At 46.8% G+C, this 13911-nt stretch carries 11 protein-coding genes and 1 pseudogene; 6 read left to right on the forward strand and 6 right to left on the reverse strand.

Annotated elements, in window-relative coordinates; translation table 11 throughout:
• Together JJU34_RS04255 and JJU34_RS04260 are read left to right on the forward strand one after the other, a co-directional pair.
• A pseudogene (locus JJU34_RS04255) lies at positions 1–891 on the forward strand (IS1595 family transposase); the annotation flags it as partial.
• Positions 892–1305: 414 nt separating this feature from the next.
• On the forward strand, positions 1306–1683 hold the full coding sequence (locus tag JJU34_RS04260) for a hypothetical protein (protein WP_228691084.1): 378 nt from the start codon (positions 1306–1308) through the stop codon (positions 1681–1683).
• A 364-nt stretch (positions 1684–2047) separates the two neighbouring features.
• On the opposite strand, the gene JJU34_RS04265 is transcribed toward JJU34_RS04260, so the two are convergent.
• The 3 genes from JJU34_RS04265 to JJU34_RS04275 all read right to left on the reverse strand — a co-directional run bounded on the left by JJU34_RS04265 (position 2048) and on the right by JJU34_RS04275 (position 3149).
• A complete protein-coding gene (locus JJU34_RS04265; RefSeq protein ID WP_228691085.1) occupies positions 2048–2326 on the reverse strand; it encodes a Txe/YoeB family addiction module toxin in 279 nt (92 codons plus the stop codon).
• Between the two features lie 5 nt (positions 2327–2331).
• Entirely contained in the window at positions 2332–2586 is a 255-nt protein-coding gene (locus tag JJU34_RS04270) for a type II toxin-antitoxin system Phd/YefM family antitoxin (protein ID WP_228691086.1), read from the reverse strand.
• A 389-nt stretch (positions 2587–2975) separates the two neighbouring features.
• Entirely contained in the window at positions 2976–3149 is a 174-nt protein-coding gene (locus tag JJU34_RS04275) for a hypothetical protein (RefSeq protein ID WP_228691087.1), read from the reverse strand.
• A gap of 114 nt (positions 3150–3263) precedes the next feature.
• On the opposite strand from JJU34_RS04275, the gene JJU34_RS04280 reads away from it, so the two are divergent.
• Genes JJU34_RS04280 through JJU34_RS04290 form a run of 3 tightly spaced genes read left to right on the forward strand, consistent with a single transcriptional unit; the run spans position 3264 to position 9066 of the window.
• Positions 3264–4613, forward strand: a complete 1350-nt coding sequence (locus tag JJU34_RS04280; protein ID WP_228691088.1) for an aminopeptidase P N-terminal domain-containing protein — start codon at positions 3264–3266, stop codon at positions 4611–4613.
• A gap of 31 nt (positions 4614–4644) precedes the next feature.
• Positions 4645–6780, forward strand: coding sequence for a M1 family aminopeptidase (locus tag JJU34_RS04285; RefSeq protein ID WP_228691089.1), 2136 nt, complete (start codon positions 4645–4647; stop codon positions 6778–6780).
• Positions 6781–6816: 36 nt separating this feature from the next.
• On the forward strand, positions 6817–9066 hold the full coding sequence (locus tag JJU34_RS04290; RefSeq protein WP_228691090.1) for a DPP IV N-terminal domain-containing protein: 2250 nt from the start codon (positions 6817–6819) through the stop codon (positions 9064–9066).
• Between the two features lie 161 nt (positions 9067–9227).
• Here the strand turns inward: JJU34_RS04290 and JJU34_RS04295 are convergent, their stop codons facing one another.
• The 3 genes from JJU34_RS04295 to JJU34_RS04305 form a co-directional block, all read right to left on the reverse strand.
• A complete protein-coding gene (locus JJU34_RS04295; RefSeq protein ID WP_228691091.1) occupies positions 9228–9422 on the reverse strand; it encodes a hypothetical protein in 195 nt (64 codons plus the stop codon).
• A 347-nt stretch (positions 9423–9769) separates the two neighbouring features.
• Positions 9770–11194 (reverse strand): tagaturonate reductase, encoded by a 1425-nt coding sequence (locus JJU34_RS04300; protein WP_228691092.1) that lies wholly within the window; start codon positions 11192–11194, stop codon positions 9770–9772.
• A gap of 49 nt (positions 11195–11243) precedes the next feature.
• Positions 11244–12275 (reverse strand): LacI family DNA-binding transcriptional regulator, encoded by a 1032-nt coding sequence (locus JJU34_RS04305; protein WP_228691093.1) that lies wholly within the window; start codon positions 12273–12275, stop codon positions 11244–11246.
• Positions 12276–12493: 218 nt separating this feature from the next.
• Here JJU34_RS04305 and JJU34_RS04310 point away from each other — a divergent pair, with 218 nt between their 5' ends.
• The gene (locus tag JJU34_RS04310; protein ID WP_228691094.1) at positions 12494–13909 is read left to right on the forward strand and encodes a putative oxidoreductase C-terminal domain-containing protein; all 1416 of its coding nucleotides are present in this window, start codon (positions 12494–12496) and stop codon (positions 13907–13909) included.
• The last annotated feature ends 2 nt before the right edge of the window (positions 13910–13911 follow it).

Raw genomic sequence — 13911 nt, forward strand, 5'->3', positions numbered from 1 at the left:
ATGGAAAAAAGGTATAAGAGTCTCTCCATATTCGAATTTCAGGAGAAGTTTCCCTCGGACAGGGAATGCTATAAGTATCTGGCAGAGCTCAAATGGAAGGAAGGGTATGTCTGCAAAAAATGCGGACACACCAATTACTGTAAGGGGATAAAGGAATTTGACAGACAGTGCACCAAATGCGGCAGATTGGAGTCTCCGACCTCCGGCACCTTGTTCCACCAATGTAAGTTTCCCATTCTCAAGGCGTTTTACATCGTCTATTATGTCTCTACGAGCAAAAACGGGATTAGCAGCTGTGAATTGAGCAGAAAGCTGGAACTCCGCCAAAAGACCTGCTGGCTGTTCAAGCAGAAGGTCATGAAGGCGATGGAAAGTAGCGGAAACTATCCCTTGTTAGGGAAGGTAGAGGTGGACGAAACCTATGTGGGAGGGCAGGATGAAAAGGCAATAGGCTGAAATGAAGGGAGGAAGAAAATCGTAGTGGTCGGGATAGAGAAGGTGCGGGGCGGTGTGTCACGCTGGTATGGCAGGGTGATCGAATCCGCATCCAGGGCCAACCTGGGGAGTTTTATGAGGGATCATATAGCTACAGATGCACTGGTAAAGACCGACTGCTGGAGCGGTTATAAAGGCATAGAGAAGGAATTCCCAAATTTGGAGCGTGAAAAATCGGGCAAAAAGGGAGAAAACTTTAACCTAATGCACCGTGTGATCATGATGTTCAAGGCTTGGCTCAGGGGTACCCACCATTCGGTGATGAACCTGCAACCCTATATAAACGAATATACCTACCGGTTCAACCGACAAAAGATGAAGGAAGGGATATTTGAGAATTTAATCGTCAGGATGCTGGCGCAGCCTCCATACCCCTATAAAGAGTATATTTATTAGATGCCTAATTAAATAATTTTAATTATTAGTATTGCTATAATAAGTCAAAATTCAACAATGGCGCAGAGCAAATGGACTATAGGGTTTGATCTGGCCACGAGGAAGGAATTTGGGTCATACCATGATCCTCAAGGCTATCTCCATGACCAATTTACACCTAGATTTGCCATAGGAGGTAGCCTCGCATATGCTTTAAGTGAAAAGTTTGAGCTGGAAACAGGGCTCTATAAAACAAATTTTAATAGAACAGTATCTTTATATTAAAACGAGCCAGGATATCGGCCGATGATGGGAACTGGATGGCAGGTGAATGGAATAAAAACGATGCAGATTCCGCTTAGGATTATTTATAATCCTGATATTAGCTGGCGAAAAATTTCCCTGAATTTCGTAGGAGGAATGAATCTTTATAATTTGACACACCGATTAGATTCAAGAGCGGGAATAGGACTAAGTCCTATTCCCGTTTACCCTTCTCCTCCTTCAAACTTATTTGTTCAATATGAAAGCTATCCATTGAGAAAGCGAAGTTTTGCTTTTGAGGGAGGAGCCGAGGCGAGGTGGGAGTTATCCAATAGATTTCTCTTGATCTACCGCTTCACCGGTTTATTAGGTACCAAAGACATGAGCAAAATGGAAGGCTACTATGAACCAGATAATCCATCCATAAAATATCCTTTTGAAATAAGATCAAAGGGCAGTGCCATCCACAATACCTTTTCTTTAAGGTATCGATTAGGCAGAAAACCACAAAAAGAAAACTGGTGGGAGTCTGATACAGGAAGGTTTTAATTAAAAATATCTCCACATTCTACACAGCTTATCTAAGAACATCTTAGGTAAGCTGTGTGTTTTTTTATATAGGCTTTATTTCTATCTTGAAGCTTATCTCTTGGGCAACAACAGGAGAATGATGGTTTAAATCGAAGATAAGCTAGGATGAAAGGGGTCAGAGGACAATGGAAAATAATCCTTAAAAATTTCAGATACAGCCCCCGACTGGGTGTAGAATTCTCTACACCCTAATATTCCTAACCTTCTTTGTAGTCGTAATCCCTATTAGGCCATTTGCAATGGCTTACTAAAGAACGTCTTAGTAAACAAAAATTCCCAATTTCGAACTTGACCTGATTAGTTTTGAAACAGCTAATGGATTCTATTTATCATCGTAGTGAAAACGACATTGAATTATTGTGCACATCAGGTCAACTCCCTTTGTTCCATTGATTTTATATACCAATCTGTGCTCACCTGAGATTCGTCTAGACCAAAATCCTTTCAGGTCGTATTTCAGTGGTTCCGGTTTGCCAATTCCTTTGAAAGGACTTTGCCTGATAGACTTGATTAATTCTTTTATCTTTATAACCGAGTCTTCATCGTTTTCAATCCAGTAATTGAAATCCTCCCAAGCATGACTTGTGAATTGGATGTTCACACCGTTTAGATTTTGTCGTCAAAAGAAACTGTCTCACCACCGTTCATCTGATCGATAGATTCCCGCAATCGGATTCGATTCGATTCCGTCGAGAGCAAGTGTCCCGTCTCCATCAAAGAGTTGTACTCCCTGACGGACATAATGACCACTGCATCCTCTTCTCTTTTGCGCGGTACGATAATGACTTCTTGAGATTTGCTCACTGAGTCAAAGTGCTCCTTCATTCGTTGACGAAGGGACGTTATGGTAAGTGCCTTCATAGTTTTTTCTAAAAGGTATGCATAAAAGTACGTAATATTGTACAGAAAGGAAAGTATTCTCGGTATTCGCAGACACAATGCACGTCACGAGTTTACTTTTACGATGAGTTCTTGCGAGTAATTATCTTTAAACCCTATGTTCCCGGGCTATAAGCAGACAGGCTTTAAAAGCTCCGACCTGTCCCACCTAGGAGTAACTTGAAATTACACCTTTCTATTGCGTTGTTTTTTTGCATTTTCAAAGCAAAAACCAGCCCTGAAAGGGCGATTTATCATTAGCCAGGGGTGTAGCGATAGCGGAGCCCCTGGTTACGATAGATCATCTCCTGTGCGTTTTGGCCGAAGAGATGGTTGCGGGGCCATTCCGGTCCGCCAAAACCCAATCCCGGTTAATCCTGATGCCGCAGATTGACATTTTCCAATGCACCAATGAATAATGAAAGGATAGCGCTGTCCAATTTGTGTGCTCTTTCTGCCGGCATGTCGACCGCCTCATAGGTCTGATAGCATTCGTTAACATACCATATTTTTTGGCTAAGATCCTTGAATGGGATCCACTGCATTTGCTGTAATTTTATTTTTTGATTTCAATTTGACGCTGCACTTTCGAAACCATGACGTTAGTTTGAAATTTCACCTGTCTTTTACACCATTCAAATAATTCAACCCGTAAACGCATGTTTAAATCCACTTTATTTCTTTCTGTGCTTCTGTTACTCTCGGTGAATGAGCTTCAGGCCCAGCTCACGTTTGAAAAAGAGGAATACGCCACCCGCAGGGAAAAGCTGATGGATCGTATCCCCGATGGTATTGCCATCATCCGGGGTGCCTCTGAACCCCTCGGCGATGTGGCTTTTACGCAGTATAACAATATGATGTACTTTGCGGGGGTGGAGATTCCCGATGCTATCCTGATCGTGGATGGGGAAAGGCGGAAAAGTACCCTGTTTTTTACGATTACCGAGGAACATGCCGATGGGGAGAATATTTCCCTAGACCTGGTCCGGGATCCCGTAAAAATTACGGGAATTGAGCACTACCTTCCCTACGAGGATTTTTCAGAGACGCTGACCAATCGGTTAACGGGCAGTACGGTAATCTATACCCCTTTCAGTCCGGAGGAGTATATTGGCGAAAACTCCATGGAGAAATTCAATAAGTTCAAACGCTCGGTCACAGACAATGAGTGGGATGGCAGGCTTACCCGTGAAATGCAATTCGTAGCCGTTTTAAACCAGCGATTTCCCGAAAACAAGGTGGAAAACTGCACCCCTTTTATCTGGGAACTACGAAAGATCAAATCCAAGGCCGAAATCGATATAATTCGCCAAGCTGCCCAGCTTTCCGTTGCGGCGCACAAGGCGGTCATGAAAGCTACCCGACCGGGTGTGCCAGAGCTTGAACTGGCGGCCCTTTTTCAGCAGGTCACCATGTCTGGAGGAGCCAAAGGGCTCGCTTTTGGCACCATCATTATGTCTGATAAAAACCATGCATACGGTCACTACATGCAATACGACCGCATTTTGGGTGAGAAGGATTTCATTATTCTGGATGGGGGAGCCAATATATCCAACTATGCCTCTGACGTTTCCACTACTTTTCCTGCTAATGGAAAATTCACCGAAACCCAACGGGAGATTTACGAAATGGGCATGTTTGTGCGACAGATATGTCAAAGCATGTACCGCCCCGGAGTTTCATTGACAGAGATTGGCAACGCCGTAAAAGCGGAGCTGGAGAAAATGGGGCTGGATACTGCCGACCCGAAGTACAGGTTGTGGATTCGGGACGGCGGATACAACCACAGCATTGGCATGGCCGTGCATGACCGGATGCTGAACTTCGACCGTGGCGAGCCCCTACAGGCTGGGTTTGTTTTTGCCTGCGACATCATGGGCAAGGCGGATGACGTGACGGGTATACGCATCGAAGATACCGTGGTGATCACCGAAGATGGGTGCGAAATTTTGTCCGTAGGTTTACCTCGGACCATCGACGAGATCGAAGCATTCATGAAAAACAATTGATACCCAGCCTTATCTATAATTCTCCGTCATCATGAAGCACCTTTTTGTTTTCATTTCACTTTTGTTTGTTCACATCGGCCTTGTTGCCCAACAGGTGGATGTGTACCAACGGCCTGTCACGCTTGAGCCGGACAGGGATTTCGACGCCCTTCATTATCGAATCCAACTGGACATAGACGTGGATGGGAAGCGATTGACAGGACAGAATACGGTGACCTTGATTCCATTGCGAAGTGATTTGAGGAAGGTGACGCTCCATGCGGAGTCACTGGTGGTTACCGATGTGATTGACAGTAAGGGGTTTCCCCTTTCCTATACACAGGGAGACGAACATGTACATATTCACCTGTCCCGCCCGTATGCTTACACAGATACGGTCACCTTTACCCTGAGGTATTTCCTCGAGGAGCAGGTAGGGGGCTTGAAGTTTATCGATGAAACGGATACCAATCCCAAGCAGGTTTCTTCCGATTGTTGGCCCAACAAGGCGCGGCAATGGATTCCATGTTACGACTATCCCCACGACAAAGTAACGCAGGAGATGATCGTCACCGTGGATAATGCCTACAAGGTCCTGTCCAACGGAGAATTGCTCAGCATCACCGAGGATCCTGGTAAGGGAAAACACACCTACCATTGGAAGCAAAATCTACCGCATTCCACCTACCTGATCAACCTGAGTATTGCCGATTACTTGGTTTTCGAAGATTCCTTGGGTGCATTGCCGGTAAACTATTGGGTGTATCCAAGACACGAGAAGGACGCCCGAAGATCATTTGCCAAGACACCTTACATGATTGATTTCTTTAACCGATTGTATGGGTATGAATATCCTTGGGAAAAGTATGATCAGGTAATCTCAGCGCACCAGGGTGGGGGAGCGGAAGCCACTTCAGCGTCCCTGCTAGGTGAAGGTGCCGTCACTACGGTACAGGAAGAAATCGATTTTTCCTTTGAAGGTATCCTGGCCCATGAGATTGCGCATCAGTGGTGGGGAGATCTTATTACCCTCAGAAGCTGGGAGCATTCCTGGATGAATGAAAGTTTTGCGACCTATTCCGATTACCTATACAAGCGGTATGCATGGGGAGAGGATGAGGCTGCAGTTGACCTGATAAGGAAAAGGAGTGGATACCTGCGCGAAGCACACACCAGGTATATGCGGCCCATAGTCTTCAATCAGTACGAAGAGCCCGGACAGAATTTTGACAGCCATGCCTATCCCAAGGGCGCTTATGTGTTGCACATGCTACGTTTTGTAGTGGGTGACGATACCTTTTTCAGGGTGATCAGTGAATTTCTGCATCGGTTTGAATTTCAAGCAGTAAGCACCCAAGATTTTATTCAGTGCGCGAAAGATGTTAGCGGTATGAATTTGGACCGGTTTTTTGAGCAGTTTCTATTTCATCCAGGGCACGCCGTATTTGAGGTTACCAAAACATGGAATGAATCCACCAAGACGCTTTCGGTGGAGATAGTGCAAACGCAGGATAAGTGGGAACGTGTACCCATTTATACGATCCCGGTCAATCTCGGATTTTACCATGCGAATGGAAAAACGATTGAAAAAGTGACCTTGAGTGAGCGGGTGGAGAAATTTGAGTTCAAGTTTGATGCGGAGCCATTGATGTTCCGCTTTGATGATGGCAACCACCTGCTCAAAGAATGGACGGTGAATAAATCTGAAGAAGAACTGGTTTTTCAAGTAGAAAACGACGACGTAACGGGCCGATTATGGGCCATTGACCAACTGAAAGCTTTTCAGAGTTCCTCAAAGACCGTTCAGAAATGGACAGCTCTTGCTACCGAGGATCCCTTTTGGGCTGTCAGGGAAGCTGCTGTGCGGAATCTCTCCGAATTTCATGGAAGCAGTAGCAAGGCGCTGTTTTTACAGACGCAGCGAGATAGCAACTCCAAAGTCAGGGCGGCATCCGTAAACGCATTGGGGAAATTGAAAGACTCCTCTATGGTAAGTGATTTCAGGAAGATCTATGATACCGATGAGAGCTACCTGGTCAGAGCGCAGGCCCTTATCGCCATCGGAGAAAGCGGCAACACCTCCCAATTGAGATTTCTGAACGAAGCAGCAAAAGTCAAGTCGCCCCGAAATACACTTAAAAATGCCGCCACACAGGCGATTGAGCTGATTAATAGTCCGAGCCAATAAGAAAGGCACATGTTGTACACTTAATAGACTTTTAAGATGCTAACAGAAACCGAAAGACGCAAAATCAAGTCGCTGTCGTTGATTCTGGCGACGATCTTTTATCAGGCGCTTTGGCTATCAACCAGTGTTTACTCCCAGTCTAGTGTATCCCAATCGCCTACCCGCTCGGTGGTGCCGGAGAGTACAAAGGAAAGGCTAAAGGCAATCTATGAAGAAAATAGTTTTTCGGTAAAATCGTTCAACGGACGTTGGCTTCCGGATGGGTCGGGGTATTGCGACCTAGAGCGTCTGCCAGGTCGGGATTCCCGGGCACTCGTGAGCTATGATCTTAAGAGTGGCCAACGCACCGTCCTATTATCCGAAGTAAACTTCGAAAGGGAAGGATTTGAGATCAGAAACTACGAGTTTTCTGCCGATGGAGACAAAATTCTCGTAGAATTGACCGGGGGGGGTCTAGCAGGGATGCCGGAATACTGGGTGTATAATCGAAGTACCGGTAGCCTTGAACAGGTCGTTGCCGGATCCAACCATCGATTTTCCCCCGATGGAAGCCAAATTTTATTTACGGACCGGGGAGATGTATCCATTTATAACCTACTCACAAAGGACACTACACAACTTACGTTTGATGGGAATTCTGAAGCGATTTCTTACCAAAGGGCCGTATGGAGTCCAGATAGTAAAAAAATTGCCTTTGTGCAGGCAGACGCATCGGATGTAGGCATCCGATCATCGTTGGTTCCGGGTGACCCTTCGTATCCAGAGGTAAAGGAACAGCGATTTGCCAGGGTAGCCGGAGCTATTTCCAAGCTACGGGTAGGTGTTACGGACATTCAGGGAAAGGAAATAACATGGCTATCGATTCCTATTCCCAAAGAAGGCTATTATGTGGGAGACCTTGGCTGGGCCGGCAATTCGGAAGAAGTACTGGTAGAGAAGAGAAGCCGCTTTAGAGACAATAGGCAGTTTTTACTTGCCGATGTTACCCATGGAACGATCACTACGATCTACGAGGAATCGGATCCGGCCTGGGTGGTAGCAAGTTACGGGACGAACGGGGGAGTGGATTGGGTCAAAGGCTACCTAAATTTTATAGTCTTGACTGAAAAGGACGGCTGGCGACATGCCTACCTACATTCCCGCGATGGAAAAAAGGAGGTATTGCTGACACCGGGAGAATATGATGTAATCGGGCGCGCAGGTGTAGATCAACACAACGGATGGTTTTACTTTTATGCATCACCCGATGCCGGCACCCAGAAGTATTTGTATCGCGTTAGGATGGATGGAAAAGGAAAGCCTGAACGGGTAACTCCGATGGACCAGCCCGGAACTCACACCTACACCATCTCTCCCGATGGGCAAAGGGCCTTTCACACCTATTCGTCTGCAAATACTCCCCCTGTCACTCAGCTTGTCAACCTATCGAATCATAGGGTGGAGCGCGTTTTAGTGGAAAACGACGAATTGAATGGAAAAGTCAAGGCATTCGGTTCTCAGCCAAAGGAGTTTATGCGCCTCGATATTGGCAGCGGGGTTGTAATGGATGCTTGGATGATAAAGCCTCGGGATTTTGATCCGTCAAAGAAATACCCGGTATTTGTCTACGTGTATGGTGAACCCCACGGGCAGACCGTAATGGATACCTGGGGACATGCCATGGCTGATTTCCATCAAGTGATTGCCGATCTAGGCTATCTGGTGGTGTCTATAGATAACCGCGGCACCCCAGCTCCAAAGGGAGCGGCCTGGCGTAGGGCCGTGGCAGGAAGTTTGGGGCCACTTTCTTCCGAGGAGCAGGCTGCTGGAATAAAGGAATTGGCCAAGACATACTCCTACGTGGACACAGACCGAGTCGGTATATGGGGCTGGAGCGGAGGGGGCTCAAATACCCTCAATGCAATGTTTCGTAAACCCGACTTATACAAAGTCGGAATAGCGGTAGCACCTAAGCCACAACCACACCTGTACAATGCGTGGTTTCAGGAGATCTATATGAAGACACCGGACGTCAATCCCCAAGGGTATAGGGATTCCGCTCCGATCAATTTTGCCGAAGGACTTGAGGGGAAACTGCTAATCATACACGGTACAGGGGAAACGAACACCCATCTTGAAATTACCGAGGGACTGGTGGATCGCTTGATCGAACTGGGTAAGCCTTTTGATTACATGGCATATCCCAATCGGGATCATGGGCTAAGCGAAGGCAAAGGCACACCCTTGCACATGCGCCTTTACATGGTGAGGTATTTGCTTTCACATTTACCTCCGGGAGCCCGATAATTCCCCTATCCGTATAAAGAAGCAAAACAACTTATCAGAATCGGCTAGCGGATACCCCTTTCCAACTGGTTGTGGCTGATAGCTTGGAGAAGAATGGGTTTGACACCATTGGAAAGTTAAACTAGGAAGAACGCGCACAATTACTTCCTTTACAGTTTTGGTCATCCTTCGGCACCTCCATTTATCCAGGTAGCTACGAATTCATTTGTCACCTCTTGAATCATTTCAAAATCAGAGCCACTTGTTACAATTTCATTTTTCGACTCATGATTAGCTGTGTGGTATAATGTTTCACATTGAAATCCTATGATTAGAAAGGATGCAGATGCAAGAATTTTAAAGATTGGTTTACTCATAATTGGTTATTGGGTTTTCCAATAATTGCCAACGTTTAGTATAAAAACTGTGCGAGCTGGCATGCGTGATAGAGTGTCCGCAGGACAATCCGCTAATCAAGCGCCCACAGAATCTCGATTAAAGCTATATTTAAGCTTTTTTTTTATTGGGTGTGCCCGGAATGGGCAACTGGTATCGAAGATACCAAATTATCCCAGAGGCTGAGAGTCTACACCAGCTGGCGGACAAGTTCGTGAAACCTGTTAGCCCCGCTAAGACGGGATTTCCACTTCGTTACGACAAACGCCTTTAAAGAACGGATTTTCCAGGCTATCACGACGTAACGTTAATCCGTTCTATCTATCCCTCACGCCCTCCTCACCAATTCCTCTCCAAGCAATGCCTTTACTTCCTGGATTACGGCGTCTGACAGTCCTGGATACTGATTGAGGTCCTGACCCCAAAAGGACAGGTTGGCGAGGATCGTGGGAACCGTCTCGTAGGGATCGTCGGAGGACCAGGCATCGGAAATAAATGCCATCACCTCCTCGGTGTCGTTCACGGGTAAGGTTTCGCCCTTGTAGCGACCCCGATAAAAAACCATGAGGGCCGCAAATGAACGGACCAATCGACCCGGCAACGCCTCTTTTTTACGGATATACCCCAGCAGAGACGGTAGCACGCGGACACGGAATTTGGAAATGGAATTCAGTGCAATGGCACTTAATTGGTGACGGATAAAAGGGTTTTTAAATCGGTCCATGACCGCTTCGGCAAAGGGGATCAATTCCTCAGGGGCCATGTCCATGGAAGGAATGATTTCCTCGTAGAGGGCACCTTTTAGAAAGGAACCCATGGTTGCGTCATCCACGGCTTCTTTTACGATACGGAGACCTTGTAGATAGGCCAGGGGGACAAAGGTGGTGTGGGCACCGTTTAGAATGCGGACTTTTCGCTTCCGATAAGGTGTCAGATCCGGGACTACCAACACATTCAGCCCGATCTTTTCTGCGGGGAAGGCCTCTTTCAAGCTTTCTGGACCCTCAATGGCCCAAAAGTGAAAGGGCTCTGCCACCACCATCAGGTCGTCTTGGAACCCCAGTCGCTGTTGGATTTCCGCGGCTTCGTCGCTGGGATAGCCGGGGACAATCCGGTCTACCAAGGTGTTGTAATAATGCACCCACTCTTCGTGCCAGGCTGTAAAGGCCTCCGGGAGTTTCCAAAGGGCGGCATATTCCAGCACACAGCTTTTTAGTTTTTCTCCATTGCCCTCAATCAGCTCGCAGGGTAGCACATGCAGGTCATGGTTCAGCAGTTCATCGCCGGCAGTGAAACGGTGATATAGCAACGCTGTTAGTTTTCCCGGAAAGCTATGGGGCGTTTGATCGGGGTCCCGGTCTGAAGGATCCACGAAGATGCCCGCCTCGGTGGTGTTGGATACAATCCAGGTCAGGTCCGGATTGGTGCCCAACGCTAGAAAACCTGCGTAGTCCAGGTAGGGATTGGTGGCCCCGCGAACGCAGGTGATCAATCGGCTCTCGTCGATCGTTTGGCCCTGCTGAAAGCCACGCGTGATCACGTGGAAAAGTCCTTCCTGATTGGCAATCTCCGAAGCTGGGCGTTTGCCGTGAACCTGTACCAACTGTATATCTGCGCTGAATTGAGCTTTCTCATTCAAAAGGTCGACGATCCAGTCGGTGAATCCACGTAAAAAATTTCCGGTACCAAACTGGAGTATCTTCACCGGTCGGTCCGTATTCACACCGGCAGTGGTTCTGTTTAGTTTTTGCATCGTTGCTGTACGTTCAATGTTGCGTTTGAGATTTGGTTTCTGAGTCGGATTAGGGAGACGTTTTTTGGGTGGATTTCCGGAAGATTACCTTGGGAGTGAGCACCACTTTCTGGATTGGAAGCGTTATTCCTTCATTTTCCAACAGTTCAAAAAACATTTTGGCTACGGATTGCCCCATGGGGATGCTCACTTGATCTACCGTAGACAGAGGCGGATCGGTAAACTCCGTAAAGGGTTCGTTTCCAAACCCTGCTAATCCCACATCTTCCGGGATCCTGATGCCGTTCTTTTTGAGTTCCTGCATGGCACCGACAATGGAATAATCGGAGGCTGAAAAGATGGCGTCAAAGGAGATGCCTTTGTTCAGCAAGGTATGCACACTTTCCCGGCCATCTTCTAGTTGCAGGTTACTGTATATAAGTAGGTTAGGATCTACGGAGAGGCCGTAGGTTTCCAGTGCCTCCCTGTATCCCCTAAACCGTTCTTTAAAAATATTGATTTTCATGGGGCTATTGAAATGGGCGATGCGGCGATAGCCCTGCCGGATCATATGCTCAGTCATCAGAAAAGACGCTTGGAAGTCGTCGATGACTACTTGACTTACCGGTAGTTCTTCCGCCACTCGGTCGAAGAATACTAGGGGTATTCCCATATCTATGGCTTTTTTGAAGTGGGTAAGCCCGGTGGTTGTCTTGCCAAGGGACACCATGATGCCATCTACTTGGGCATCGATCAGCGCGTTAACGGTTTGTTTTTCCTTTTCGTAGTTATCGTATGATTGGGTAATAACGACCCGGTAGTCGCGTTCATTGGCATATTCCTCAATCCCTCTTACGATAGACGAAAAGAAGTTTCTGTTTACCGTGGGGATAACAATTCCGATCAGCCTACTTCTCCCGTTGCGAAGCGCCACTGCAAAGGAGTTTGGCTTGTAGTTGATTTCCTTAGCCGCTTCATGTACGAGTTCCTTGGTGCGCGCACTGATTCTCGGGTGGTTGTTCAGTGCCCGGGAAACGGTCGATGCAGTAATACCCAGCTTGTTCGCAATGTCGTGTATGGTGGCTTTGTCTTTTTTACTCATTGATTTGCGGGAGCAAAACGGCTATTTTTGGGAATATTAGGAATTAAATCGATTAAATGCAATCGATTGCGCACAATTCTGTTTTATTCTTCTTTTTCTTTCTTTATATTTATTCCCACGAAAGACCGGGAATTCTGATTGCCCTATTTCCTATCCTTTTGTAGTCAGTCGATTAAGATCTAAAATTCAAATCAGTACCCAATAAATTACCAATCTCTATGAATGTATCATCCAGGTTTTTGACAGGCCTTTGCCTTTCATCCTTATTTTTAACCCTTTCCTGTTCAAGTGAAAATAAAATGGAAACCAGTACCCAAACCAAATTTGAAGGAAAAGAAAACGAAATCAAGTTGGTCACGTTGGACCCTGGGCACTTCCATGCCCACCTAGTGAAAAAAGCCACTTACCCCCAAGTGGATCCCAAGGTACACGTATATGCTCCCGGCGGACCGGATTTGCAGGCCTACCTGGCAGCTATTGAGTCCTACAATACCCGGGCAGAGGATCCGACCAATTGGCAGATGGAGGTATATGCAGGGACGGATTTTTTGGAAAAAATGGTTTCCGAAAAGAAGGGAAATGTGATGGTTACGGCCGGAAATAACCGGAATAAAACAAAGAATTTACTCGCTGCTGTCAAGGGTGGATTTCACGTGCTGGCAGATAAGCCCATGGCCATTGACCCCGAAGGATTTGCGGTATTGAAAGAAGCCTTTGAAGAGGCTGAGAAAAACGACGTACTGCTTTTTGATATTATGACGGAGCGATTTGAAATCAGCACTATCCTACAGAAAGAGTTCAGTTTGGTAGAAGAGGTGTTTGGTTCCCTGGAAAACGGAACCCTGGATGCACCGGCGGTTACCAAGGAAAGTGTGCACCACTTTTACAAAACAGTATCCGGAAAGCCTCTGCAAAGACCGGGATGGTTTTACGATGTAGCCCAGCAAGGCGAAGGAATCGTGGATGTAACCACCCACTTGGTAGATTTGGTGCAGTGGGAGTGCTTTCCGGGTAAAATCATTGACTACAACAACGACATTGAGATGATCAATGCTACCCGCTGGGCCACCGACCTGACCTTGGAAGAGTTTACCCGATCCACTGGACTGCAGGAGTTTCCCGAATACCTTAGCCCATATATCGAAGATGGCATGCTGAAGGTGTATGGAAATGGCGAGATCAACTACAAGATCAACGGCGTACACGCCAAAGTGTCGGTGATCTGGAACTATGTGGCTCCGGAAGGCTCCGCAGATACCCATTATTCCATCATGCGTGGAACGAAGGCCAATTTGGTAATCCGTCAGGACAAAAAGGAAAATTACAAGCCCGAGCTGTATATTGAGCCTATTTCCAGTACTGGATTAAAGGATTTTCAGGACAAGCTCTTTGCCGCAGTGCAAAAGCTGAGCGAGAAATTTCCCGGATTGGGCGTAGTGAAAGTTACCGACGCAAATGCTTGGAGAGTAGAAATCCCCGAGTCATTCCGTACCAGCCACGAAGACCATTTCCGAGAGGTTACCGAAAAATATTTAGAGTACCTTGTGGCAGGGAAATTACCGGACTGGGAGGTGCCAAACATGATCGCCAAGTATTTTGTGACCACCACGGCCCTGGAAATGGCCAAGAAATAAGG

This window comes from Lunatimonas sp. (assembly GCF_020832325.1).
GTDB lineage: Bacteria > Bacteroidota > Bacteroidia > Cytophagales > Cyclobacteriaceae > Lunatimonas.